Origin of the sequence: Streptomyces seoulensis (assembly GCF_022846655.1) — a bacterium.
Lineage (GTDB): Bacteria > Actinomycetota > Actinomycetes > Streptomycetales > Streptomycetaceae > Streptomyces.
The window spans coordinates 4703282-4729590 of sequence record NZ_AP025667.1 but is presented as its reverse complement, the minus strand read 5'-3'; the positions used below and the strand labels follow the sequence as shown (position 1 = coordinate 4729590).

Sequence of the window (26309 nt, the reverse complement as noted above, 5' to 3'; positions counted from 1 at the left end):
GTCGTGATCAGCTGGCGTGGCGTAGGTCCCGGGCATTGGGACACTCCCTCCTCAGCCCCGCGATCAGGGCTTGCACCAGCGCGGTGGTCGGTTGGTCGTTGTCGTCGTAGGGGACGGCGACGTGCACGACGAGTTCCTTCGTGTCGATCAGGTCCGCGACGAGGACCCTGACGGCAACGGCCGGTCGGCCGAGCGTGCCCGCCAGCTCGGCGACGGTTCGGCGCCGCTCCCGGCAGAGCGTGAGAATCTGCCGGGCTTCCTCCACCCGGCCCGGGGGGCTGGTCCGGCTGGGCCCGACCCGGAGGATCGTGTCCACGCTGAGTTGGTGCCTCGTCTGGGTTCTGCCGCCGGTCATCGTGTACGGCCGCACCAGCGCGCCACCGTCGGACAGCTCGCCGAAGGGAGGCCCGCTGGACGCCCTCGGGGTGTCGGGCCCGTTCATCGCTTGGTGTCGTCGGCGGTGGCGCGGGCGTCGACGGTGAGGTAGGGGCGGAACCGCTCGATCAGCGAGGCCATCTGGTAGCCGATGGCCGCCAGGTCGGCGTTCGGGGCCGCGATCACACCGAGGATGGTGCCGGTCTGGGCGTCCCTGCGCCCCGGGGTCGTCGGGAAGACGTTGGAGGCGCCGGCGTGCTGGAGGAAGAGGAAGCAGTCGCCCCGCTCGACGAGTATCTGGTTGGGGTCCACTCGGCGGTTGCTGGGGCCGGTGAAGGCCGCGCCGAGCGAGGCCATCCCGCTGATGGTCGCCGCGAGCGCGTCGGCCCAGTCCGGGTCCACGTCGCTGTCCAACAGCTTCAGGCCGTCGCGGGAGACCAGCACGGCATGGGTGACGGCAGGATTCTCCGCCACGAACTTGGTCAGCAGAAACTTCATGCGGTCCTTCGGTCCGCTGGTGGGGTCGAGGACCTGCTGGGTGTTCGGTATCGCTCCGCCGCTGTTCATGACGCATCCGCTCCAGAGAGTGAGGGGGGATAGAAGAGAGGTAGGGGGAGGTGAGGTGGTCGGGGGTCAAGGACCGCCGCCGGGCGCGGGCTGAGGCAGCGCGCCCTGGTCCCAGGAAGCCGGCGCGCTGTCGGCCTGGGCTTCGGCGTTTCGGGCCGAGCGGGCGCCCGCCCGGAAGGCCGCGCCGAGCTGCGGGTTGGCTTTCACCGAGGCCGGAGCCTCCGGTCGTTCGAACTCCGTGCTCTGCTGCGGGATACGCCGGGGCAGGAGAGGAGCCCCAGCGGGACCACCTGCCGCACCCGCAGCAGTGTTTTCGGGCGCTGTGCCGTGGTGCTGGTGACCGCGTTCCAGCAGCCGCACTGGTGCCTGCGGGGCAGGGCTGGACGGAGCCGGGACGTCGGCGGAGGGAGCCGTCGCCTCAGGCAGTTTGATCAGGTGCGTGGTCGGGACGACGACCAGTGCCGTGGTGCCGCCGGTGGAGTTTTCCGAGAGCCGGATGGACAAGCCGTGCCGCTGGCCGATCCGGGCGGCGGTCGGCAGGCCGATCTGTCCGCCGCGCACCTGGCGACTGAAGTCCACCGTCTCCGGGTTGTCCAGCAGCTGATTGAGGTGCTCGCGCAGCCGCGGGTCCATGGGGATCGCCCGGTCGACGACCTCGAAAGCCAGTCCGTTGGGCACCGGCTGCACCGCGACCTCCACACGGGTGGACGGGGGCGAGCAGGCCAGGGAGTTGTCAATCAGCTCGGCCAGTACGTGGGCGACATCGCGGCCCACGTATCCGGGCATGGCCAGGTCCGCCGGCACCGAGGGAGTGATCGCAGTGCAGCGCTCGTACCCGACGACCTCGCCGATCGCACCGCGCACCGTGGCGATCACCGAGACCGGGCTCCGGCGCCCGCTGCGCAGGCTCTCCCCGCCCAGCACCGCCATGCTCTCCACGTGGCGCCGCACCATGGTTACCTGGTGATCGATCCGCCAGATCTTCTCCAGCAGCTCCGGATCGTCGGTGAGTCCTTCAAGGGCCTGCAGGGCATCGAGGGCCCGTCCGACCTGGACGTGCTCGCGTTTGGCCAGCTGACGCAGCAGCGCCAGGTCCACCTCGGACCGCGCCTCGGTCCGGACCCGGAGCAACCCCTTGACTGCATCGGCCTGCAACCGGCCAAGCGCCTGCAGCACGACGCCGGCCGCACCGACCTCGACATGCTCCGTGTCCGGGACCGGCGGCATCCCGCCACGGCACAGCTCCTCCGCCGACCAGCTCACGGCTTGGCCCACCGCAGCCACCCCTTGCTGGATCCGCCGGAATTCCTCCGCATATTCCTGCGCGTCGGCCTCCTGCGCCGCCGACCACGCCTCGCCAACCGTGTTCGCAATGGATCGCGTGCGGCGGACGGCCACGGCCACAATGCCCAGCAGGGCCACGACGACCCCATAAGCCAGGAGGTCGCCGGGTATACCCGCCGCCAACCGCAGGACGGCGGCCAGCACCAGCACCACCATGACGGGCCCGGCGAACGTGACGATCACCGCCGAGCGGACCTCACTGAGCAGCAGGCGCTCGATGTTCGAGGGGTGCCGCCGTCGGCGTCCGTGGGCGGCCGAGCGGCTGGGCGAAGCGCGGTCCGACATCAAAAATCCTCAACTGGTGGCGAACGGATAGGGAATGGTCATGCAGCGGGCGTGTGCCACGGGGGCGGGGCGATGTGCGCCAGCACCGCGCTCTCCGGGGGGAGCACGACGTCGGGGGAGCTGGCTGCCCACGCGCAGCGCTGCAGGAGCAGGGCGCTCTCGATGAGGCCGGCGTGACTGAACGCCTGGGGGAAGTTGCCCAGCTGGCGGCGGGCCACCGGGTCGTACTCCTCGGCGAGCAGGCCCAGGTCGTTGCGCAGGCTCAGCAGGTGCTCGAACAGCACGCGGGCCTCCGCCAGGCGGCCGGTCAGGGCGAGGGCATCCACCAGCCAGAACGAGCAGAGCAGGAAGGTTCCTTCGCTGCCACGCAATCCGTCCACCCCGACGTCGCTCCCCTGGGTCGGGTAGCGGTGGACCAAGCCGCCTGCCGTGGCCAGCTCGCGCTGGACCGCTGCCACGGTGCCGATCACGCGCGGGTCGTCGGCGGGGAGGAAGCCCACGCGGGGGATCAGGAGCAGCGCGGCGTCCAGCTCGCGGGAGTCGTAATACTGCGTGAACGTGTTGCGGACCGGGTCGAAGCCGCGTTCGCAGACCTCGCGGTGGATCTCCTCGCGCACCGCCCGCAGCTCGGCCAGGTCCACGTCGAGGACGCCGTCCTCGGCCATGCAGATCGTGCGGTTCAAGGCGACCCAGGCCATCACCTTGGAGTGCACGAACGGGCGGCGTGGACCGCGGATCTCCCAGATCCCCGCGTCCGGCTCGCGCCACCGTTCGATCACCTGCTGGACGAGTCGCTGGTGCAGGACGACCGTGTCCGGGCAGGGGGCGAGGCCGTGGCGGTAGGCGAGGTAGAGGGCTTCGATGGCCTCCCCGTACACGTCCAGTTGGAGCTGGTCCACGGCACCGTTTCCTACCCGGACCGGTGCCGAGTCCTCGTACCCTGGCAGCCAGCCCAGCTCCCGCTCGGGCAGCTCCCGCTCCCCGCAGAGCCCGTACATGATCTGAAGGTTCTGCGGGTCCCCGCCCACCGCCGCCAGCAGCCATCGCCGCCACGCCAGCGCACCGCTTCGGTGGCCGGTGCGGAGGAGGGCGGCGACGGTCACGGCGGAGTCGCGCAGCCAGGTGTACCGGTAGTCCCAGTTCCGGACACCGCCGATCTCCTCCGGCAGCGAGGTGGTCGGCGCGGCGACGATCCCGCCGCTCGGTGCGTAGGTCATCGCCTTCAGCGCGATGGCCGACCGGGCGACGGCCTTGTGGTACGGACCGGTGTAGGTGCACCGCAGCGCCCAGTCCTGCCAGCCTGCGAGCGTCGCGTCGAGCGCGGCCTCCGGATCCGCCACCTCCGGCGCGTCGGCGGCGTGCGCGGGCCAGTAGCTGAGCACGAAGGCGACGCTCTGCCCGGCGGCCACCGCGAAGCCGCTGACGACCGCGCCGTCCTTCTCCATCTGCTTCGCGGAGGTGTCGAGCCAGTACGCGTCCGCGCCGGCCTGGGCGACCATCCGCCCGCCCTGGTCGTGGATCCACGGCACGGTCCGGCCGTAGCCGGGCATCGGCCGCAGCCGCGACACCATCCGCACCTCGCCGGTCAGGCCCTCCACGATCCGGATCACCTGTGGGGTGGACGTGCCCGGCGGCATGAAGTCGACCACACGCACGCTGCCGGCGCCGGTCCTCCACTCCGTCTCCAGGACGAGCGTGTCCCCCCGGTACCCCCGCGAAGCCGCCGAGAGATGATCGGCGTCGTCGCCCGGGGCTGGGGCGAGGGACCAGGAGCCATGCTCCGGGCCCCCGAGCAGCGCCGCGCAGACAGCGTCCGAGTCGAATCTCGGCAGGCACAGCCAGTTGATCGATCCGTCGTCGCGGACAAGGGCGCATGTGCGCAGGTCGCCTATCAGGGCGTGCCGCTCGATGTAGGGGGTGGTGGTCATTGTGAGAGGGCTCCGTGAGACGTCCGGGTCGGGGGCGGGGTGGTGGGTCGCGGCGCGCGCTCCACGGCGGTGCGCAGCTGGGTCAGGGTGGTGGCCAGGGGCGGGAGGCCGACGGCGGCCCGTCGGGCATCGATGGACGTCGCGTCGTGAATCGGGAAGGGCTCCAGACTCCGGGGCTCGACCTGGGTGCCGTAGGTCTGCCGCTGTTTTCGGAGCACGGCGAGCAGGTCGACCACATAGGCCAGGTGGATTGCGGGCGTGCTTTCCTTCGCGACGGCCTCGGCGATGAGTGGCTGACACAGGGCGAGCAGGTGCTGGCTTCGGGCACCGAGGAGGACCGTCACCGCCGCCGTCGACGCTTCTTCACCCACCGCCTTGGAAGTCGGCCACCCGGACCTGCACACGATGTCGCGGAGCCACCGTCCGTGATCAGCCCTGGCAACGAACAGCGCTTTCGCCGGAGTCGCGTCGGCCGGCAGCGTGGCTGCCTCACGGGCGAGGCGTCGGTCTTCTGCGGCGACCACGAGGAGCCGTTCGGCCAGACCGGGCGCACACGCCTGCTCTCCACTCGGGGCAATGACGGGTGTGGGGCTCTGGCTCATGGCGTGCCTCGGCTTCGTAGGGGTGCAGACCGGGTCTCGCCGCCGTCACGACGCGTGTCGCAGAGACAGCGGGAGGGAGGTCAAGGTTTCCGCCGAGCGCCAATCAGTGCCATGTCACGAGGGGTGTCATCTGCACTCCAGCAGGTGATGGGGGGTATCACCGACATGTCATCTGCACCCCACATGAGGTCAAGATCGTTATATGTGGTCAAAGTTGAGCGATAGTTAGGTTGCGGGGCTTGGCCTCGGCTCGACACGGGTGGTCGGAGGGAACCGTTGGCGATTAGGGCGCGCACGCTGCTTCAGCTGCTGGTCTCGGACCGCGGCTGGACGTACGTCATGTTCCGGAGGGCGTACGAGAAGGCGGCGATCGAATTGGCCGCCGCAGCCGGCGAGCGTTCCACGGCGACTGTCGAGGAGCAGACTTTCCGCCGGTGGACCTCAGGACGGGTGAAGGGCATCCCCAACCAGCCGGCACCCGCGGTCCTTGAGCACATGTTCGGATACAACGTCCGAGCGTTGCTCAGCCCTCCGGACTTACTTCCACCCGATGCGAGCGGAGCGTATCTACCTACGATCGATGAGAGTGATCTTGCAATGACTGCTCGGGATGCCGCTTCGCACGCCGGGGACGCAGCTTCCCTGAGCGTGCCGGACATGACACTCGACCAGCTTGACGACGATGTCGTCGCCCTGGCGCGCGAGTACAGCCGTACGCCCCACGTCGAGGTCTACCGGAGGGCGAAGGAACTGCTCGGCATCGCGCAGGCGATGCTGGAACGGACCCAGGTGCCGCGCCAGCGGGAGCGGGGGTATCTGGCTGCTGGGCGGTCCGCCGCGATTCTCTCGGCCGTCTGTTTCGACCTGGGGTCTCTTCCAGCCGCTGTGTCCTTGGCACGTACTGCGGCACTGTACGGACAAGTCATCGAGTACGGCCCGCTTCAGGCTTACGCCCATGGCGCGCTGGCTTTCCTGGCCTTTTGGAGCGGCCGCCCGACAGAGTCCCTTCGCCTCGTCCGCACTGCGCAGCAATTCGGAGGGCTCGGCGACACCGCCATGACGCGCCTCTTCGTGATCGAGGCTCGAGCCCACGGACACTTGGGCGATCAGGCAGCCGCAGAGAGGGCGGTACGGTGCGCCTTGGATCAAGGCGCTGGGCGGCGGGACGAGCTTCACGATGGCATTGGTGGCGAGTTCGGGTTTCCGGCTGACCGCGTAGCGATGAGCAATGCGACCACCCACCTCCTCCTGAATGACGCTGATGGCGCCGAGGACGCTGCGACACAGGCTCTGCACCTCCTCAGCGCTAAGCCGGAGGATCAGCGGCCGCTGCTCATCTCGACTCAGGCGTCTGCGGACCTTGGCCGTGCACGGCTTCTTCGCGGTGATCTCGATGGGGTGCAAGATGCCCTTGGGCCCGTCTTCGAAGTACCGACCGATTGGCGGGGAGCCGGGACTCTTGAGCGCATGGCTGCGGTCCGGGCAGGTCTCACCCATTCGGACTTCCGCGGTGCTCAAGAGGCGGCCGACCTCGGTGAACGCATTGAAGCGTTCACCGAAGCGTCTTCGGCAAGCCGACTCGGAGGCTTGGCGCCTCTGGCTGTTGAGGGCTGATCCTCAGCCACTCACCTTCGAGAGGATCTCCTCTTCCTTCTGTGTTGAGATGCCGTGCTCGGCCCAACGGGGATGCTCAACCGGTACGCCACCGGACTGCAACCACTCCCACGTCGCAGCCACCGTTTCGGCCAAGGGGCGGCACCGCAGCCCAGCCGCCTCTGCGGAAGCAGAGTCGACTGCCCACGCTCCAGCGTGAGTGCGCCAGAGCGGAAGCTCCGTCCACTGCACCACTCCATGCTCGACCAGGAGATCGTCGGGTGCCCAGACGAGACGACCTGCACTTCCCGTGGCATCAAGGCAGGCTGCGAGGAAGCCGCCCATGGACTCGCGTCCCAAGGGAGCAGTGACGTTGAATGCGCCGCCCCCCGACGCAGCCGCCTGATCGAGCGCGAACTCCGCCACGTCTCGTACATCTACGGGCTGGATGGACTTTGCGGGGTCCCCGGGAGCGAGGATTGAGCCGCCCTTTGACACTCGGCGCAGCCACCAGGGGAGCCGGCCAACGTATTCTCCGGGGCCAAGAATCACGCCGGGGCGAAGGATGGCCACGCGTGATGCACCGAAGGCGGCCAGCGCTGCTCGCTCGGCACCTGCCTTCTGCCTCCCGTAATACCAGTCAGGTCCATCCCAGTTCGCTGGCAGTCTGCCGTAGGACACGTCCGCGTTGGGCGGGGCGTCCAGCAACTCCGATTCCTCAGTCAGCGGCTCATTCGGCCACCCCCGGTACGCGTTCACCGTGGAAACGTAGACGTACCTTCCCGCCGCGGGTTCCAGAGCCTTGGCTCCCGCCAGCACATCAAGCGGGGCAAGCTCCGAGGCGGAGGTATCGATTACGGCATCCCAGGGCCCTTGATGCGCTAGCCGGAGCACGTCTTCGTGCACGGTCCGGTCGCCGTGAACTTCACGAGTACCTTCCGGCGGAGCACCGGACCTTCCCCTGTTGAAGACGGTCACCGACCACCCTCGATCCAGGGCAGCTTGTGCTACAGCCCTTCCGAGGAACCACGTACCTCCAAGCACCAGAATCTTCATGCGGGCGATCCTGCCCGCTGGCTGCTTTGCGCGCCAGCGCTTCATGGCAGAGCGGGTCTCCCCGCGCGCCCGGGGGCCGCACCGACCACCAACAAAACCCCTGTCCCGACGCTGCGCGGCATCGCCAGCCACAGTCGAACCTCGCCGCCCGCACGCAGCAAGTCGAGTCGAAGATCGCGGGCCTTGTCGGCGGCGGCGAGCAGGACCGCCGAGTAGCCGCCGCGGCGCGGGGCGGTGATGCGGTGTGCTGCCGCGGTTTCTGCGAATGAGGCCGTTGCGATATCAGAGGCTGAGCTTGGGAATCCGCTCACGGCAGACGAGAAAGAACTCCAAAATACTGGATACCCGCGCTGGACCCATGTCAAGGTACACACCCCCTCGGGAAATGTCAGGCCGGACGGTGTGGTCGGTGGCTGGCTAACCACCTGAGATTGCCGCGCGTACCTGGTCCGCATTTGGGAGGTTCATCTGCATGAATTTGCTGTCCAGTCCGTTCAGATGGCGGCCGGACCTCGCTTGCGGCGAGCGCAGAGCGGCGCCGGTTACGTGACACGGCGCGCAACATAGACCACGATCGCCGGTTATCCAAACCGGCAATCGTCGCCATCATGGAGGAGTTCGCAATCGGCTGTGCTTGGCGGTGGAGCCGAAGCGAATGCAGGAAGCTCCGTGCAGTTGAATGAGCTTGCGGAGCAGCTCGGCCACGGGCGTTCCCTGCATGCCCCGTCCAGTCGATCCCGTCACCTCAAGGTTCCCGTGATGTCTGCACGTCTGTTGTCCATTCCATCTGTCGCCGCTGCCCTGGATGTCGATCGCCGCACCGTCTACCGCATCATCGCCGCCGGCGAGCTGCCAGTGGTCGACCTCCGCACCGGACCAGGCCGGTCTCGTGTACGGGTGCCCGCAGGCGCTCTCGACGAATTCATCAGCCGTCGCGCCGTGGCCCCGTCTGTCGTCCGTACCTGACTGTGCCATCCCGGCACCGTCATTGTTGAACAAGGAGTAGAAACTCGTACCTTCGCAAGTTGAGTTCCGGAAAGTGGCAGGTGACTGTTCGGAACCGAGAAGGAGACCGGTTCAGCGAGTCGTTCCCCCTGAAGGTGCAGGCACGCGCCTGGGGAACCGAGATGGAAACCCAGTTCGCCCGTGGTGGCATGCGCGACCCACGGGCCGGAGAAATAGCGTTCCGCGAGTGGCACGATCGGTGGTGGAACGCGCGAATCGTTGAGCCCCATACACTTCGTGGCGACGCATCCAGCATCAAGAACCACGTCATGCCCTACTGGGCGGACTGGGAGATGCGGGCCATCACCCGCATGGATATGCAAAGTTGGATCCGAACCCTGGTCGAGAAGGGTGCGGGGGCCGCGGCGATTAAGCGGGCCTATAACCTGACGTCCTCTATACTGCGCGCGGCCGTCGACGACGATGTCCTAGCGGTGACCCCGTGCCGCAGCATCGACTTGCCGCAGATCGCGGTCAAGCCGCCGCAGTGGTTCACTGTCGACCAGGCTCAGAGCATCCTGGACGAGCTTCCCGTCGCATGGCGCACGATGTGTCTGCTCGGCTTTTATACCGGGCTGAGGTGGGGCGAGCTCTCCGGGCTGCACCGCCACCGCATCGACCAGCGCCGCTCACGCCTATTCGTCGTCGAGGTCAACACCGCCAGCGGCATCAAGGAATACCCGAAGAGCTCCAAGAGCCGCCGGGAGGTGCCGCTGCCACCCCACGTCCTGGAGGCGCTCGAACGTCACATTCATCGGCTCGACCGCGACTCCGTGGTGTTCACCACCACCACCAAGGGCCGGGCGGGCCGACTCCTCAGGGACGGGAACTGGCGCACGCAGACCTGGTGGCCGGCCGTGGACGGCTCCTACTACTTCGACGGTGATGGCGAGCAGCAGCTCGTCCCCCGGTACCCGCCCCACTCGATGCGTCACACCTGTGCCTCCTGGCTGGTTCAGAAGGGAGTCTCGCTCTACGAGGTCCAACACCTTCTCGGACACGAGAACTTCCAGACCACCCAGCGCTACGCACACCTGCAGCCAGATGCACATAAGGCAGTGCTCGGAGCCTGGGACCGCATGGATGACCCGCTCACTATCGCGGCATAAGCGACGTTCCCTTCGCCCTCTCCTCTGAGGACAGGGCGAGGGCGGACGTTCCTCAGCCCCCGGATACCCCCCCGGCGGGGTCCTGCCGCTCCCGACGCTGAGCCCGCCCCCTCGTTCCCTGGTTGAACTCTGGTCGTGCAGCCGCTGGGAGGTCGGTGAGAGCGGATTCGAACGGTCCCGCGCGGGCTGACCAGCGAGGTCCATCTGGCTTGCGACGGGAGGGGCCTTCCGAAACCCGCCGGGGTGTTGTCAGGCTCTTCGCAGCTTAGTGGCGGCGCGCGGGTTCGTGGGTAAGTTCCGCGTGAACGTGATAGGCGGCGCAGCAACACCGCGCTGGTGATGTGACAGACATGCAGATCAAGAAGGGGCCGGGTTCATGTGGGCGCGACCCCTTCGTTGATCCATGTTGGAACTGGGCCGGATGCGATCCGGCAGGGTGAGGTCAGGTAGCCAGTTTCTGCGAGGGGTCGGGAATCGGCCGGTCGAGCAGGTCATGCTGGGAGATGAGGTAGCCGGCGTGGAGCCGGTTCCGGGCGCCAATCTGCTTCATGATGTGTGCGACGTGGCGCTGGCAACTGCGCAGGGACAGCCCTACGCGTGCGGCGATGCGTCGGTCCTCCTCTCCCGTGACCAGCAGGCGCATGATGGTGCGTCTGACATCCTCGGAGGCTTCGCGGACCTCGACGTGGTCGTAGGCGATGCGGAACGGAGCCGCGGCCACCCAGGCGCGTTCAAACGCGGCCGTTGCGAAGCTGACGATGCTGGGGTCGCTGACCAGCGTCGCCCCGTCGGACCCCTCGTGCAACGGAACGAGCACGGAGCGCTGATCGAAGATCATCAGCTGAGGGAAACCGTCGGCCAGGGTGCGGAACTGGGTGCCCATGGCGGTGAAGTGCTCGACGTATGCGGTGGTGCCGGCGTCGAAAGCCGCGCTGTGCTGATAGAGAGTCCGAATGGCAACGCCGCGCTCCAGCAGGTCGCGCGACCTGGCGACCGATTCATGGAGTACTTCCTGCGGCCGTGGACCGCCCGGGTGGGACGTGAACACCTCGGTAGTAGACAGGGCCGCCAGGCCATTGATGGTCCGCCGGACGTCGCCGCGGTTCGGAATGACCTCGATGCCCGATCGGCGTGAGCGGTTGGTTGCGACCGTCTCGTAGACGTGGATGAAACCGTCGTACGCGGTACGCATCTTCTCGGTCCGTTCCTGCAGGCGCTGTAGTTCGCCGAGCAGCGGCGCAAGACGTCGGAGCTTCGCACCCTCCGGTGACGCGGCGACGAACTGGCCGTCCCCATCGTTCGTTTCGCGCACCAGGTGCAGGGCTCGCAGGTTCTGGATGGCCGCCCGGATCTCGTGCTGAGGCGCCTGGGTCTCCGCTTCGACGTCGCCGAGGGTGATGGAACCCTCTTCGCAAGCGCGGGCGTAGACCCATTCCTCCAGGTCACGCAGGGCGGCGGTCGGATCGCTGTGTACTACTGTCACACGGGGTGAGCATAGTCCCTTTTGTGTGCCTGTCGTATTCGCGCCGCCGGGGAGACGACACCTCGACGATCTTGATGACCCGTTCCGGCCATGGATACCGTGGATCGCGCCTCACAAGGGCTCAGTTTGCTTAGCACGAAATGTGGTTCCGTGATTCACCTCGCTTCTTCTCGCACCTGCTTCGCTGCCTGCCAACCCAGGCAGGCTCCACAATCGACGACGGAGCGCTGCCGGATTCGGCGGTAGTCGTCGCATGCCGTACGAACCCTGGCTAAGCCCCCTGCGGCGGCCGACATCCCTCCCTCTGGCACGGATCGTGGTCATCCCGCATTCCGGTGCTGGTCCCAACTCCCTGCTGCCCCTGGTGAAGCACGTCCCGGCGCCGTTTGAGGTCGTCGGGGTGACGCTTCCCGGTCGCGAACGGCGGTTCGGCGAAGAGCCCGAGATCTCGCCGGAAGACCTCCTGGGAGGCATTGCCCGTGAGCTGTCCGCGATGCCTTCCCTTCCAACGGTTCTGTTCGGGCACAGCCTTGGCGGATCCATCGCCTTCGCCCTGTCGGTGATGGATCCGTGCCTGTGTTCCGCGTTGGTCATCAGTGCTCAACTGCCCTGCGGATCACAGATCGAGCGACCGAGGGAGTGGGGCGACGATGCGCTGATGGGCGTGCTTCGGCGGGGCGGCGGAACCCCCGCTCAGATGCTGGACGATCCGGCCTGGCGCGACCATACGCTGCGGCTCCTGCGAGCCGACCTCGCCCTGGGAGGGCAGCTCGCACTCCGCAACGCGCACTCAGGGGTGGCGCATCCGCTCACTGTGATCGGAGGCGAGCAGGACCTCCTCGTCCCCGTGGAGCGCCTGGGCGCCTGGTCTGAGCGGGTGGACGCCGCGGTGGATGCCCGTGTTCTGCCTGGCGGTCACTTCTATCTTCTCGACGACGCGAACGTCGAGGCCGTGGCTGATGTCGTCACGGCTGCCGCAAGGGCGATTGCGGCTGTCCCTGACGCCTGACGACCGGACCACGTGCCGTGTGCTCGTCCGCGTCCTGGGGCCGCGCTCCGCTTTCTGTTTCATTCACAACCATCCCTATGAGGGGAATGCAGTCATGCCCACGACTCATCTCATATGTCTGCCCTTCGCAGGTTCCGGTGCCTCGTTCTTCAAGGAATGGCAATCCGTCGCTCCGGAAGGGCTCCGGATCGTCCCTGTTCAGCTCCCTGGTCGTGAGGAACGCTTCATCGACGCTCCGCACACCGAGGTCGCCCGGGCCGTGGAGGAGATTCACGCCGGCGTGCTCAATCAGCTTGCCGACGCCGAACGCATTGCCGTCTTTGGGCACAGCCTGGGCGCCGTGCTGGCGTACGAGCTGATGCATCAGCTCTCGGTGTCGCAGCCCGCGTCGCTGAGCCGGCTGTTCGTCAGCGGTTCACCCGGCCCGTGGAACGGCCGCGAGCACCGGGCCACCGGCCTCGACGACGAGGCGTTCCTGGCGCAGGTCCGCGCGTTCGCCGGCTATGACCACCCCGCGCTCGCCCATCCCGAGATGCGGGCGCTCTTGCTGCCCATGCTGCGAGCCGACGTACAGATGCACGAGAGCTATCGCCCGACTTCCGAAAAGCCCCTGGATGTGGCGGTCACGGCCCTGCGCGGCAGGGATGACGAACTGGTCGACGCCGAACAAATCACCCAGTGGCGCGATGCCACGACAGCCGACTTCCGCACGGCGGAGCTGAATGGCGGGCACATGTACCTGGCCGACGGCACAGAGGCACTCCTGCGGCTCATTGCCGCCGAGCTTGAGCTGGTGGATGCTCGATGACCCTGCGATTGTTCGGCAAGACCGCCGTCATCACCGGCGCCGCCCGCGGCCTTGGACGGGCCACCGCGGTGGCGTTCGCCCGTGAAGGCGCCGACCTGATGCTGCTTGATCTGGCAGAAGACCTTCCGGGCGTCCCCTACCCGCTGGGATCCGAGAGCCAGTTGGCCTACACCGCGGAATTGTGCCGTGAGTACGGTGTTGCTGTCTCGACGGAACGGCTGGACGTACGAGACCTCGAGGCGGTGGAGGCGGCAATGGCCACCACCCGCGAGCGGTTCGGGCACATTGATGTACTCGTCAACAACGCTGGGATCGCCGCCCCTTCGGGCAAAGCTGCCCATGAGATCGACGAGCGTGAGTGGCAGTTGATGATCGACGTCGACCTCTCCGGAGCCTGGCGGACCATCCGTGCGGTAGCTGGCCACATGGCCGAGCAGCGCTCGGGCAGCATCATCAACATCGCCTCTACCGCCGGTCTGGTGGGCTACCGCCACTTTGCCGGGTACGTGGCCGCCAAGCATGGCCTCGTCGGCCTGACTAAGGCCGTGGCGCTGGACTACGCACCGCTCAAGGTGCGCGTCAACGCCCTCTGCCCCGGCTCGGTCCGGGACGACTCGCAGGTCGAGGGCAGGATGCTGTCTGAGATCGCGCGTGCCCTGGACGTGCCGGTGGCCGAGCACGAGGAGACCTTCATGCAGGCCCAGCCGATGAATGCCCTGATCGAGCCCGAGGACATCGCGTCGGCAGCCGTGTGGCTGGCCTCCGACGAGTCCCGTCAGGTCACCGGCAGTGTCCTCACAGTGGACGGCGGCTTCACCGCCCGTTAGGACTCGTTTACGAACCTGTCCGGCGGCGCAACGCCGCTGGCCGGGACCGCCCCAACGCCCGCCACGTGGACGAGGCCCCGCCGCGCACTCCACTCCGGGCCGAGCCGTACGCGCCGCTGCCTTCGACGGTTCGCCCCTGTCACTGATCACCGTTCCGGAGACCACCCCATGCCGCCCACCCTCGTCCATTCCCAGCTGATCCCGGCCGACTGCCCGCCGTCGGGGCACACTCATGCATGGCGGGTTCGGCTCCCCGAAGGCGCCGACGCCGTCCGCCTCTCCCACCTGCTCGACACCGCGGTCGCTCGGTGGTGGCCCGAGGCCACCGTCCGTCCGAAGTTCTGGAGCGAATTCGTTCCCGCGGCCACCGATTCCACCGTCGCGAACTGCCGCGTGCAGGCCGAATTGCACCGCCCGCTGGGCACCGGCCAGGCGCAGCTAAGGGTGGTGCTCCTCGCCTACACGGATGGCCGGGCCGACCTAATCCTGGTCGCCCACCGCGGTTTTCTGGACGCCGCGTCGCTGCGCCATGTGGCCGACGTACTGCTCGACCGCGTGCCTGCCGTGCAGTACGCCATGTCCGCGAACGTACCGCTCGCGCCGGTCGACGCCGAGCTGCGCAAGACATGGAGCGTGGGAGAATTCGCCGGCCGGGTCGAATGGGCAGCGGGTGACGATCTGGCCGGGGATCGCACTGCTGTGGTGCGAACGGCCGTGCCTGAGGCGGCCGCTGACATGTCGGGGGACGCGCTCGCGGTCGCGACCGGACTGGTTCTCGGGCGGTACGAGAACCAGGATGTCCCTGTCGTCGGCGCCCTGACCGGCTGTCCAGGGCGCCTGGCCAACGCCCTTGGGGCGGATGCGGGCACTCTTCTGGCCCCGGATCTGTCCGGTGCGCGCTCGACCGCCGAGGTGCTGCGCGAAGCCGCGCACACGTTGGCGGACTCGTGGTGCGACGGACAGACCTACGCTGAGTTGGTTGCCGAGTCGGGCGGCCGCGTTCTGGCGGGAGTGCTCGATCCGGGCGCTCATCCCGCGGACGGCGCCCTTGAGACCTATCTGCCCTGCCAGACCGCCCCATTCCCGCTTACCGTGATGATCCGCCGTCGTGCTGACGGCGAGCCGGCACTGGAGATCCACCACCGGCTCGCCGACATCGACAAAGAAGCGGCCCGGCGGTTCGCCCGGCACCTGGCGATGGCCCTGGAACAAGTGGCCGCGAGCACCGAGGCGACGGCCCCCGCGGACGTCGACCTGCTGGACGACGAGGAGCGGGACGCCATAGTGGCCCTCGGCCGTCCGACCCGAGCCCTCGACTGGCAGCCGCAGCGAATCGACGAGGTCTTCGCGCACCGCTCTTCCGAGCGCCCCGAGGCGATCGCCCTCAGCTGCGAGGGCCACTCGCTGACGTACGCGGAGCTGAACGAGCGGGCTGACCGCTTCGCCGGAGCGCTGCATGGTCTCGGCGTGCGACCCGGCGAACGGGTCGGCATCTGCCTGGAGCGCTCGCTGGATCTGGTCGTCACGATGCTGGCCGTGCTCAAGGTCGACGCCGTCTACGTGCCGATGGACCCGGCTTACCCGGCCGACCGGCTCGCCTACACCGCCGAGGACTCTGGGCTGCGTTTCGTCGTCACCGCCCTGGAGGACTTCCCCGCCGAAAAGGCCCGCACCATCCACCCGGACGAGTTGGCAGCGAGCACCTCCACGGCCGCGCCCGCATCCGTCCGGGGAGACGCGGAGGCCGCTTACATCATCTACACGTCCGGCTCGACCGGTCGTCCCAAGGGCGTCGTCGTTCCACACCGCAACGTGATTGCCCTAATCGGTGCAACCCGCAAGGACTTCGACCTCGGCCCGGACGACACCTGGACGCTGTTCCACTCTGCCGCCTTCGACTTCTCGGTTTGGGAAATCTGGGGTCCGCTGCTCACCGGTGCCCGGCTCGTCGTCGTGCCGTACTGGGTCTCGCGCTCACCGCATGAGTTCCACTCGCTGCTGCGGGACGAGCGGGTCACGGTGCTCAACCAGACGCCGTCCGCGTTCGCCCAACTGATGGAGGTGGACCGGCAGGACGAACCCGAACTCGCGCTGCGTCTTGTGGTGTTCGGTGGCGAGCCGCTCGATGCGCGTGGTCTGCGCGGCTGGTTCGACCGTTACCCGGAGCGCCGCTGCCGCCTGGTGAACATGTTTGGCATCACCGAGACGACCGTCCACGTCACCGCCCAGACGGTCGGCCGCAGGGAGGCTCTGGCCGGCTCACGCTCTGTGGGCCCGGCGCTGCCCGGCTGGTACCTCTACGTACTCGACGAGCGGCAGCGGCCCGTCCCGCTGAACGTCCCCGGCGAGATCTACGTCGGCGGCGAGGGCGTGGCGCTGGAGTATCTCGGTCGTCCCGAGCTGACCGCAGAACGCTTCGTCACTGATCCGTTCACCGGTGGCCGGATGTACCGCAGCGGTGACAAGGGGCGGCTGCGGCCGGATGGTCGGCTGGAGCACCTGGGCCGCCTGGACACCCAGGTCAAGCTGCGCGGCTTCCGTATCGAGCTGGACGAGATCCGCAATGTGCTGCTGGACGACCCCATGGTGACTGCGGCAGCCGTGGTCCTCGGCGGCACCGACGGTGGAGACGCGGCTGCGGCGCGTTTGGACGCCTACGTGGTTCTCGACGGCGGCGACACCGCCGCGGTGCGCCGGCGGGCCGCCAAAGTGCTGCCCGAATACATGCTGCCGGCCACCGTCACGGCGCTGCCCGCGCTGCCACTGACCGCGAACGGAAAGCTGGACACCCGCCGACTGCCCGCTCCCGCGACGCCGACTGCCCCATCCGTGCAGCCGTCCCCGGAATCCACCGAGGTCCCGGGAGAGGGACTGACCGCGGCGCTCATCGAGGTCTGGCAGAACGTTCTCGGCGTGCCGGTCGGCCCGGACGACAACTTCTTCGAGTTGGGCGGCAACTCCCTCTACGCGGTGCGCCTCGCGGGCGCCATGAACGAGCGGAACCTTCCCCCGATGCCGATGCGGGAGCTGTACCTGAACCCGACCGTCACCCGCCTCGCCGCGGCCCTCGCGCCCGGAGCCCAGGCATGAGCGAGTGTTTCCTGACTACCCGGGAGGTGACCGCTTGAGGTCCGTGGACAAGCCGGTACCAGACGGCGAGTTGATGGCCTGGCTGCCGACGCCGACCGATCCGGCTGCGAGTGGCGCGTACGCTCCCGAGGAGGCGGCTGGCGCGGAGCCGGTTGCCGTCGTGACCGCCGGCCGGTCGGGGTCTGCCCGGGTACTCGCGGCGTGGGCGGCGCTACTGCACCACCACACCGGCCAGACCGACCTCGATTTCGGCTACCGTGCCGAAGCGGGGACATCCCCGGTGACGGTACGACTCCGAGTTGAGCCAGCCGCATCGCTCGCGACGCTGGAAGAGGCCGCCGCGCGAGCGCTGCGCTCGCCGACGCCCGGCGAGCCGGCCGCCGGCACTCCGTGGCTGGTCCGGCGCGTGGCCGCCGACCCGGCCGGGTCCTGCCCCGCCGCGCCGATCGTGGCGGAACTGGACGAGTCGGCCGATAGCGGCGTGCTGCGGCTGTTGCACGACCCCGCCGCGCACCGCGCGGACGCGGTGGCCCGGCATGCTGTGCACCTGCGCCGCGCTCTGGCCGTCCTGGCGGACGACCCGGCGCTGCCGGTGCGGGAACTGGACCCGCTCACCTCCGTCGAACGCACGCGGTTGCTGACGGACTTCAACCGGACGGCTGTCGAATATCCGCGGGACAGCCGTGTTGAGGAGTTGTTCGCCGAACGGGCCCGCAAGGCACCCGAACGCCCGGCCGTGGTCCATGGCGACATTGTCCTGAGCTACGCCGAGCTCGACCACCGGTCACAGCTACTCGCGGCCCGCCTCCGCGAGGACGGGCTCGAACCAGGCGAGCCAGTAGCCCTGCTCCTGAGGCGTGAGCCCACTCTGGTGGTCGCCGCGCTCGCCGTCCTCAAGGCCGGCGGCGTCTACCTGCCGATCGACCCCGACTACCCGGCCGACCGGGTGGCGTACCTCCTCGCGGACAGCGGTGCCCGACGGGTACTGACCGCTGGCGACCTGGCAGGGAGACTTGCAGCTGTCCACGAGCGGGCGGACGGACACCTCACGGTCTTCGCCGTCGACACTTGGGGCTGGCAGGAGGATCCTGGTGCGACCCCGCCCGCGTCGACCGGCGTGCAGCGGGGCGCCGACGACGCGGCCTATCTGATGTATACCTCCGGTACGACGGGCAAGCCCAAGGGAGTGCTAGTCCCGCATCGAGGCATCACGCGTCTGGTCAGCGGGACCGACTACGTGCGGCTGGACCCGACGACGAGGATGGCTCAGGTCGGCACGACCGGTTTCGACGCCTCTGTATGGGAGATGTGGGGCGCACTGCTCAGCGGCGGCACTCTGTGCATCCTGGACCGCGAGACCCTGCTCGACACCGAGGAACTCAGCCGTGCACTGCGCGAACAGCAGATCACCACTGCGCTGTTCACTTCCGCCCTGTTCAGCCGGCTCGTCGACGAGGACCCGTGCCTCTTCCGTCCGCTGCGCGACCTGCTGGTGGGCGGCGACGTGCTCTCCGCACGGCACGCCCGCGAGGCGCTGGCCGCCAACCCTGGCCTGCGGCTGGTCAATGCGTACGGGCCGACAGAGAACGCGGTGATCTCCACCTGCCAGATCGTCGGAGACCATGTCGGTGCCCGGGTACCGATCGGCCGCCCGGTGCCCAACGCGACCGTGTTCGTGCTCAACCAGGACGGACTGCCGCTGCCCACGGGTGTCCCCGGCGAGCTCTACGTGGGCGGCGACGGCCTGGCACTCGGCTACCTCGGCCGTCCTGACCTCACCGAACGTGCTTTCGTGCCGCACCCGTTCGTAACCGGTGAGAAGCTCTATCGCACCGGGGACCGGGTGCGGATGCTGCCGGACGGCGCGGTCGACTTCGTCGGCCGGACCGACCACCAGGTCAAGGTGCGCGGCTTCCGCGTGGAGCCGGGCGAGATCGAGACCACCCTGTCCATGCTGCCCGGCGTGCGGGCCGCAGTCGTGCTGGCCCGGCGTCTACCCAGTTCCTCCGACAGCTACCTGTGCGGTTATGTCGTGGGGGATCCGGACCTGGACACCGGCCGCCTGAGTTCGGCCGCTGCTAAGTCCCTGCCGCCGCACATGGTTCCCGCCCACCTGATGGTGCTCTCCGCGCTGCCTCTAACCGTCAACGGCAAGGTGGACCGCGCCGCGCTGCCTGAGCCCGCCACAGTGACCGGCGCTGCGTCCGGCGGGCGCCCGCCGCGCGACGAACTGGAGCGGGTGCTGATCGGGCTGTGGGAGGACACCCTCGGCATCACGGGCATCGGCCCCGACGACCTGCTGAGCGCCTACGGTGCTGGCTCGCTGACCGCCACGCGGCTGTCTGCCCGGATCCGGCGCACCCTGGGTCTGGCCTGCCCCGTCTCGCTGGTGCTGACCGCGCCGACGGTGGCCGCGCTCGCCGAGCTGTTGCGTGAGGCAGAGCCTGCCGGCCACGGTTCGCTGCTGCCGGACGCCCGCCCGAGCGGCCCCCAGGAACCGGCCCCGCTGTCGCCACAGCAGCACGGGATCTACGTCGAGCAGGTCAAGGACCCCAGTGGGACCGAGTACAACCTGCCGCTGGTCGTCGACCTGCCCGAGGTGCCGTCGGTCGAGCGTCTGCGCACCACCCTGGCCGCTCTCGTGGCCCGGCACGACGTGCTGCGCACCGACTTCATCCTGGACGCCGACGGGCGCCCCTACCAGCGAGTGCACAGGGAACTGCAGGTGGTCATCGAGGAGGTGGACCTGCCGGACGACGCCGACCTGGACGGTTGGACCAAGCGGTGGATCAGGGCCTTCGATCCGCATCGGGCGCCGCTGTGGCGCGCAGCGCTGCTGCGTCAGCAAGGCCGCGCCCGGATTGCCCTCGACATCCACCACTTGATCACCGACGGCTACTCCCTCACTCTGCTGGTCACCGAGTGGGCACAACTGTTGAGCGGCGCCGAGCCCGCGCGGCCGGACGTCAGTCATGGCGACTACGCCCGCTGGGCCGACGGCCAAGCGGGCCGCGAACATGCGCTCGCTCAGGGGGACTTCTGGCGTCGCACCTACGCCACGCCGGTACGGCCGCTGGACCTGCCCACCGACCTGCCCCGGCCCCCGGTTCGCCGGGCCGAAGGCGCCCACCTGCCGTTCGCGTTCGGCGCGGGACTCAGCCGGGCGATCCGTGAGCTGGCGCGTGCGGAAGGGGTGACCCCCTTCCACGTCCTGCTTGCCGGTTACACAGCACTGCTTGGGCGGCTGAGCGGCAGCGACGACGTCACCGTGGGCACACCTGTGTCCGGGCGACATTTGCCCGGTGTGGAGCGCTCCCAGGGCATGTTCGTCAACACCCTGTGCCTGCGGATCGGCCTGCAGCCGGAGCTCTCATTCCGCGCCCACCTGAAGGCGGTGGCCGAGCACGCTATGGCGGCCTTCGACCACCAGGACTTCCCGTTCGGGGAACTCGTGGCTGCCGCGGGAGAGCGGGACTACAGCCGCCATCCCATGTTCGACACGCTGTTCGCGGTCCAAGACACCGGACTGCAGCAGGTTGACTTCCTTGGGGGCCGTCCGCGCTGGACCCCTGAAGCCACCGGGCGCACCCTCTTCGATCTCAACCTGCAGATCGACGATGCCCCAGAAGGCTTCACGGCCCACTGGGCCTACAGCACGCATCTGTTCCTGCCACAGACCGTCGAGTTTTTCCGCGACGAACTGCTGGCTCTGTACGACGCGGCCGTCACGGGGCCAGACAAGGCCGTGCACAGCATGAATGCGGTGGCAGTCACCGCGCAGCCCGTGCTGGATTTCGACTTCGACTTCTGATCTCGCACTCTCGTTTCTGGAAGGTATCGTGCAATCCCTCGAAACTCTCGGTCGGCTCAAGGTTGCCGCGGCGCAGCGTCCCCGCGAGGGCGCGTTCTGGCGCGCGGCACTCGCCGCTCTGCCCGAGCGCACCGGCTTCCCGTCTGATACCCCGGGCCGGGCCGCCGGGACGGCCCCACACACGGCGACCGTGGTGCCTCTCGGCGCCGACCTGACCGCCGGACTCGACAAGCTGACTCGTGGACAGGCGATGGCGCTGCACACAGTGCTCGTCGCCGCCGTCGCTGGCTTGCTCCAGCGCTACACAGGCGGTGAGGAGGCCGTTGTCGCTGTTCCCCCCGTACCTGCGGACGAGTCGACCCCCGCGCTCGCCGACGGGCTGGTGCTGCGTCTGCCGTTCACGCCTGGGTCCACGTTCCGCACGGTGCTCGCCGACGCCAAGCCCCGGCTGGTCGCAGCGCTGGAGTATCAGGACTTCCCCGTCGAGATCCTTGCCGAGGAGTTCGGCGCCGCCGGCTACGCGACGCACCCCTTCGCGGATGTCTTGGTCGATGTCGCACGCGAGCCGCACGAGACCCCGGCCACCCGGACGCGGTTTCCCGTGGTGTTTGCCTTCATCCGCGACGGCGAAGAGCTGAGCCTGGAACTGCGTCACCGGGTCGAGCAGCACGGCGCCGACACCGCCGAGCGGCTGCTCGCGCATTGTGCGGCGCTGCTGGCCGGCGCCATCGCCTCCCCGGACAGCGCGCTGGCCGCGCTTGACCTGCGTGCGGACGCCGACCGGGCCGTGATCGAGCAGGCCAACGATACCGACGCCGCGTTCGAGGACACAGTCCGTCTCGACGAACTCTTCGCCCGCCAGGTGCAGCTGACCCCGGATGCCATCGCCCTCGTGGGAGGCGATCTCCGGCTTACCTACGCCGAAGTCGACTCCCGAGCGAACCAGTTGGCAAGGGTTCTGCGCGCCCGAGGTGTGGGCCGTGACGACCTTGTCGCGGTGCTGGCCGACCGCTCGCCGCAGATGCTCGTTGCCGTCTACGCTGTGCTCAAGGCTGGCGGTGCCTATCTGCCGGTGGACCCCGGCTACCCGGTCGAACGCATTCGCTACGTTCTGGACGACAGTGCCGCTCGCCTCGTTCTCACCACGCCGCGCCACGGCGGCCTGGTCCACGAGGGACTCGATGTCCTCGACCTGACCGACGAGTCCTCTTACGCCGAGGACTGCACGCCGCTGGAGATCATCGGCGACGCGCGGGACATGGCGTACGTCATCTACACGTCTGGCTCGACCGGCAACCCCAAGGGCGTCCAGATCGAGCATCGGTCAGTGGTCAACCGCATCAACTGGATGCAGCGTGCCTACCCGATCACGTCCGCTGACGTCATCATGCAGAAGACGCCCACCTCCTTCGACGTGTCCGTCTGGGAACTGTTCTGGTGGATGTTCGAAGGGGCTGCGGTCTGCCTGCCCGACCCCGGCGCAGAGCGGGATCCAGAGGCTCTGGTTGGTGCCATCGAGAAGCATGGCGTGACCACCATGCACTTCGTGCCCTCCATGTTGGGCGCCTTCCTTGACTTTGTTTCAGGAGCGGGCGTGCAGGCAGCTCTTGTGTCGCTACGCCAGGTGTTCGCCAGTGGTGAGGCGCTCACGCCGAACCACGTCCGGCGCTTCAGTGACATCGCCGCAGCCACCGCAGGTCCGGCCCCGCGTCTGATCAACCTGTACGGCCCTACCGAGGCCACCGTCGACGTGACCCACCACGCGTGCGGCCTTGACGACACGGGCCGGGTCCCGATCGGCCGGCCTATCGACAACACCCGCATTCTCGTTCTCGACTCCGCGCTGCGGCCTCAGCCGGTCGGCGTTCCTGGCGAACTGTGCATCGCCGGCGTCGGTCTGGCCCGCGGCTACCTGGGTCGGCCGGACCTGACCTCCGAACGGTTCGTCGCCGCCACCGCCGCCGGTGAGGAGCGGGTCTACCGCACCGGCGACCTGGCCCGGTGGCTACCTGACGGCAGCATCGACTACCTGGGCCGTATAGACCACCAGGTCAAGGTTCGCGGATACCGCATCGAGCTCGGTGAGATCGAGGCGTCGCTGCTCCGCCACCCGCAGGTCAAGGACGCCGTCGTGCTCGCCCGTAAGGCAGAGGACGGCCAGACCCACCTGTGCGGCTACGTCCAGTCGGCGGCCCTGCTCACGGAAGGGGAGCTCAAGCGCCATCTCGGCCTGACGCTGCCTGACTACATGGTTCCGGCGCGCCTCGTGATCCTGGACGCCTTCCCGCTCTCCCCGAACGGCAAGCTCGACCGGCGCGCTCTGCCCGAGCCCAGTCCGGCGGAGCCCGATGCCGCTGCTTACGTGGCCCCCGGCACGCCCGAGGAGACTGAACTGGCCCGCATCTGGGGCGAGGTGCTCGGCCACGAGCGCATAGGCGTGAATGACAACTTCTTCGCGCTCGGCGGCAACTCGATCCACTTCGTCACCGTGCTGGCCAAAGCTCGTGCGGCGGGACTGGACTTCACGTTCCAGCAGTTCTTCCAGAACCCCACGGTGGCGCAGCTGGCGCGCAGTCTTGCGGAGCCCGGGCGGGGTGAGCAGCAGACCGCGCTGCGCCCGTTCGAGCTGCTGCGGCCAGAGGACAGGGTGCTGATCCCGGGCGGCGTTGAGGACGCGTACCCGATGACGCAACTGCAGGCCGGCCTTGTCTTCCAGAGCGAGTTGTCGCATGGCACTGCCGAGTACCACGACATCCTCAGCTACATGATCCAGAGCTCCTTCGACGCCGCGTGCTTCGAGGAAGCAGTGCGCGTCCTGGTCCGCCGTAACCCGATCTTCCGGACCAGTTACCACCTGACCGGCTACAGCGAGTACCTCCAGCTGGTGCATGAGGACGCCCCGCTGCCGCTTTACATCGCCGACCTGCGTGGGATGAGCGAGACCGAACAGGAGGAGTGGTACCGCGATTGGGCCGCAAGGGAGAAGGCGTACCAGTTCGTCTGGACTGAGCCGGGTCTGGTCCGGCTGCACGTGCATGTGCTCTCGGACGACCTGTTCCGCTACAGCCTGAGCCAGCACAACTCCGCGCTCGACGGCTGGAGCATCACCCTGGTGCACACCACGCTGTTCGACCTGTTCCACCGGCTGCGCGATGGCCGGGAACTGCCGGACGCCACCGTGGTCAACCACGCGCGCACCTACGTGGCACTGGAGCGCGGCTCGCTTGCCGACGACGAGCATCGCGCTTTTTGGGCGGACTTGCTGGAGGACAGTACCTTCACGGCGCTGCCGCGGACCCGGCATGAGGCCGAGGCGGACGTCTTCCCCGTGATGTTCCACGAGGTCGAGTTCGCCCGAGGTCTCTCCGACCGCATAGTGGCGCTCGCCAATCAGCTGTCCGTGCCGGTGAAGAACGTGCTGATGGCCGCGCACGCAAAGGTGCTCGCACTCGTCTCGGGCGAACCCGACGTGATGGTCGGTTACGAGCACAGTGGCCGTCCCGAGGCGGAGGACGCCACCCGTGCCATCGGGCTTTTCCTCAACACTGTTCCCTTCCGGGTGGACGCCGCCGCAGGCACCTGGGAGGAGCTGATCCGGCAGGTCTACCGCTCCGAGACCGACCTGCTGCCCGCTCGCCGGTATCCCATGGCTCAGATGAAGAGGGACATCGGCACGCAGAAGGAGCTCTTCGAGACCGCCTTCAACTTCACGCACTTCTACCTGCTCAAGCAGCTGGAAGCGCAGGAAGGCTTCTCCCTGCTTGACGTGCGGGCCAACTCCGAGACGGAGTTCGTGCTGCGGGCCGAGTTCTCCCGGCACTTCGTCACCGACGAGGTCCGCCTGAGCCTGCACTACCACGCTCATCTCTTCGAGCCGTGGCAGATCGCCCGGATGGGTTCTTACTACGCCGCTGCGTTCGAGCAGATGACAGCCAGCCCGAGCGCCTCGCACCACCTGGCGAACCTGCTGGCCGGGGACGAGCTGGCCGAACTGGAGCGGGCAGAGCGGGCCGACGTCCTTCCCGCAGAGCTGGCGACCCTTCTCCCACAGCGCAGCTTCGCTGCCCGGGCCCGCGTGGTCGACGAGCACGGTCTCGTGGTGCCCTTCGCCACCACCGGCCGGGTCGTGCTGGTCGCCGACGGCCGGGACGAGTCGGTTGAGACGGGATGGTACGGGCGCCGGGACCGTGACGGTCTGCATCTGCTGGGTGAGGAGCGAGAGCGGTACACCTTCCGTGCCGGCCTGGACGAGGCGGCCGGGAGCGCCCTGGCGCTGGAGCGGCCGGCTGACCGGCGGCCCTGCGACGAAGTCGACCGGCGCATCGCGCGGGTGTGGGCCACGGTGCTGGACACGCCGCTGGAGGAGATCTCCCTCGATGACAACTTCTTCCTGCTCGGTGGCGCCTCGCTCGCCGCGATGCGGGTGGTCATGGAACTTGATGGACTGGTCTCTCTCACCGACCTGATGCGTAACTCCACTCTGTCGGCCCTCGGCGAGGCCGCCCGCGCCAATCTCGCGGCGGCGGACGAGCCGGAACAGGGCACGCAGGAACTGCTGTTGTCGCTGTCCGCCGAGGCCAGCGATGCCGAATGCACGCTGGTCTGCTTCCCGTACGCGGGTGGCAACGCGATCAACTTCGAGCCGCTGGCACAGGCTCTGGACGCCGCCGGTGGCGCGGTGGCCGTGTACGGCGTAGAGCTGCCCGGACACGACGCTACCCGTCCGGACGAAGCGTTCTCGTCGCTGGAGGACACTGCCCGGCGCGTGGTCGAGGAGATCCGCAGCAAGGCGGGTGACCGGCCCGTGATGCTCTGGGGCCACTGCGTTGGATCCGCTCTCGCGGTGGAGACGGCGCGGCTGCTGGAAGCCGAGGGCAGCACCCCGACGGAAGTCTTTGTCGGCGGCAAGCTTCTGCACGATGCGGCGACCACGCGGCGGGGGATCGAGCAGGCGGCGGCGATGGCCGACGAGGACATCGTGCGCTGGCTCGTCGAGGAGACCGGTTTCGCCGGTTTCGAGAGTCTGCGGCCCGAGCACGCCGCGTTCGTGGCCCGCGTGTTCCGCCACGACGCTGGCTCCGCTAACGGCTACCTGCTCGCGGCCGATGAAGACGGCCCGAAGGCACGGCTATCCGCGCCGCTGACCACCGTGTTCGCCATGGACGACCCGCTCACCCCCAGGCACGCCGAGCGCTACACCGCCTGGTCACTCTTCGCCGATCAGCCTCAGCTGGTCGAACTCGGTGTTGGCGGCCATTACTTCTGCCGTACCGCGGCTCCCGCCGTCGCCGACCTGGTCCTGGACCGCTGGCAGGCGGCCTGCGGACGCGGATGAACCGCCCGGCGGGCCCGGGCGCCACGCGCCCGGCCCGCCGGCTTCCTTGGCGGCTTGCCGCCGGCTCCCGTCGGCGGCTTCC

General features: G+C 68.5%; 16 protein-coding genes. 9 read left to right on the top strand and 7 right to left on the bottom strand.

Features of this window, described 5'->3' with window-relative positions:
• Positions 1-7: 7 nt before the first annotated feature.
• The 5 genes from HEK131_RS21720 to HEK131_RS21700 all read right to left on the bottom strand — a co-directional run bounded on the left by HEK131_RS21720 (position 8) and on the right by HEK131_RS21700 (position 5101).
• Complete coding sequence (locus HEK131_RS21720; RefSeq protein WP_244452100.1) at positions 8-355, bottom strand: DUF742 domain-containing protein; 348 nt, start codon at positions 353-355, stop codon at positions 8-10.
• Positions 356-438: 83 nt separating this feature from the next.
• A complete protein-coding gene (locus tag HEK131_RS21715; RefSeq protein ID WP_244336667.1) occupies positions 439-942 on the bottom strand; it encodes a roadblock/LC7 domain-containing protein in 504 nt (167 codons plus the stop codon).
• Between the two features lie 66 nt (positions 943-1008).
• A complete protein-coding gene (locus tag HEK131_RS21710) occupies positions 1009-2571 on the bottom strand; it encodes a sensor histidine kinase (protein WP_244336665.1) in 1563 nt (520 codons plus the stop codon).
• Positions 2572-2609: 38 nt separating this feature from the next.
• Positions 2610-4499 carry a glycoside hydrolase family 15 protein gene (locus HEK131_RS21705; protein WP_244336664.1) on the bottom strand — a complete coding sequence of 630 codons (1890 nt, stop codon included), beginning with the start codon at positions 4497-4499 and terminating at the stop codon, positions 2610-2612.
• Positions 4496-5101 (bottom strand): DUF6624 domain-containing protein, encoded by a 606-nt coding sequence (locus HEK131_RS21700; protein WP_244336662.1) that lies wholly within the window; start codon positions 5099-5101, stop codon positions 4496-4498. Before HEK131_RS21700 ends, HEK131_RS21705 begins: the two co-directional genes overlap by 4 nt.
• 657 nt (positions 5102-5758) lie before the next feature.
• Between HEK131_RS21700 and HEK131_RS21695 the strand changes: the two genes are divergently transcribed.
• Entirely contained in the window at positions 5759-6715 is a 957-nt protein-coding gene (locus HEK131_RS21695; protein ID WP_244336660.1) for a hypothetical protein, read from the top strand.
• A gap of 3 nt (positions 6716-6718) precedes the next feature.
• On the opposite strand, the gene HEK131_RS21690 is transcribed toward HEK131_RS21695, so the two are convergent.
• Entirely contained in the window at positions 6719-7750 is a 1032-nt protein-coding gene (locus HEK131_RS21690) for an NAD-dependent epimerase/dehydratase family protein (protein ID WP_244336658.1), read from the bottom strand.
• Between the two features lie 669 nt (positions 7751-8419).
• Between HEK131_RS21690 and HEK131_RS21685 the strand changes: the two genes are divergently transcribed.
• Positions 8420-8716, top strand: coding sequence for a helix-turn-helix domain-containing protein (locus tag HEK131_RS21685; RefSeq protein WP_244336656.1), 297 nt, complete (start codon positions 8420-8422; stop codon positions 8714-8716).
• A 59-nt stretch (positions 8717-8775) separates the two neighbouring features.
• A complete protein-coding gene (locus HEK131_RS21680) occupies positions 8776-9864 on the top strand; it encodes a tyrosine-type recombinase/integrase (protein WP_244336655.1) in 1089 nt (362 codons plus the stop codon).
• Positions 9865-10306: 442 nt separating this feature from the next.
• On the opposite strand, the gene HEK131_RS21675 is transcribed toward HEK131_RS21680, so the two are convergent.
• Entirely contained in the window at positions 10307-11347 is a 1041-nt protein-coding gene (locus HEK131_RS21675) for a LuxR C-terminal-related transcriptional regulator (RefSeq protein ID WP_244336653.1), read from the bottom strand.
• Between the two features lie 253 nt (positions 11348-11600).
• On the opposite strand from HEK131_RS21675, the gene HEK131_RS21670 reads away from it, so the two are divergent.
• The 6 genes from HEK131_RS21670 to HEK131_RS21645 all read left to right on the top strand — a co-directional run bounded on the left by HEK131_RS21670 (position 11601) and on the right by HEK131_RS21645 (position 26227).
• A complete protein-coding gene (locus HEK131_RS21670; protein ID WP_244336652.1) occupies positions 11601-12356 on the top strand; it encodes a thioesterase II family protein in 756 nt (251 codons plus the stop codon).
• Between the two features lie 94 nt (positions 12357-12450).
• Positions 12451-13164 (top strand): thioesterase II family protein, encoded by a 714-nt coding sequence (locus HEK131_RS21665; protein WP_244336650.1) that lies wholly within the window; start codon positions 12451-12453, stop codon positions 13162-13164.
• 2 nt (positions 13165-13166) lie between these two features.
• Positions 13167-13991 (top strand): mycofactocin-coupled SDR family oxidoreductase, encoded by an 825-nt coding sequence (locus HEK131_RS21660; protein ID WP_244452099.1) that lies wholly within the window; start codon positions 13167-13169, stop codon positions 13989-13991.
• 168 nt (positions 13992-14159) lie between these two features.
• A complete protein-coding gene (locus HEK131_RS21655) occupies positions 14160-17081 on the top strand; it encodes an amino acid adenylation domain-containing protein (protein ID WP_244336648.1) in 2922 nt (973 codons plus the stop codon).
• A gap of 43 nt (positions 17082-17124) precedes the next feature.
• A complete protein-coding gene (locus tag HEK131_RS21650; protein WP_244336646.1) occupies positions 17125-20892 on the top strand; it encodes an amino acid adenylation domain-containing protein in 3768 nt (1255 codons plus the stop codon).
• A 28-nt stretch (positions 20893-20920) separates the two neighbouring features.
• A complete protein-coding gene (locus HEK131_RS21645) occupies positions 20921-26227 on the top strand; it encodes a non-ribosomal peptide synthetase (RefSeq protein ID WP_244336644.1) in 5307 nt (1768 codons plus the stop codon).
• The last annotated feature ends 82 nt before the right edge of the window (positions 26228-26309 follow it).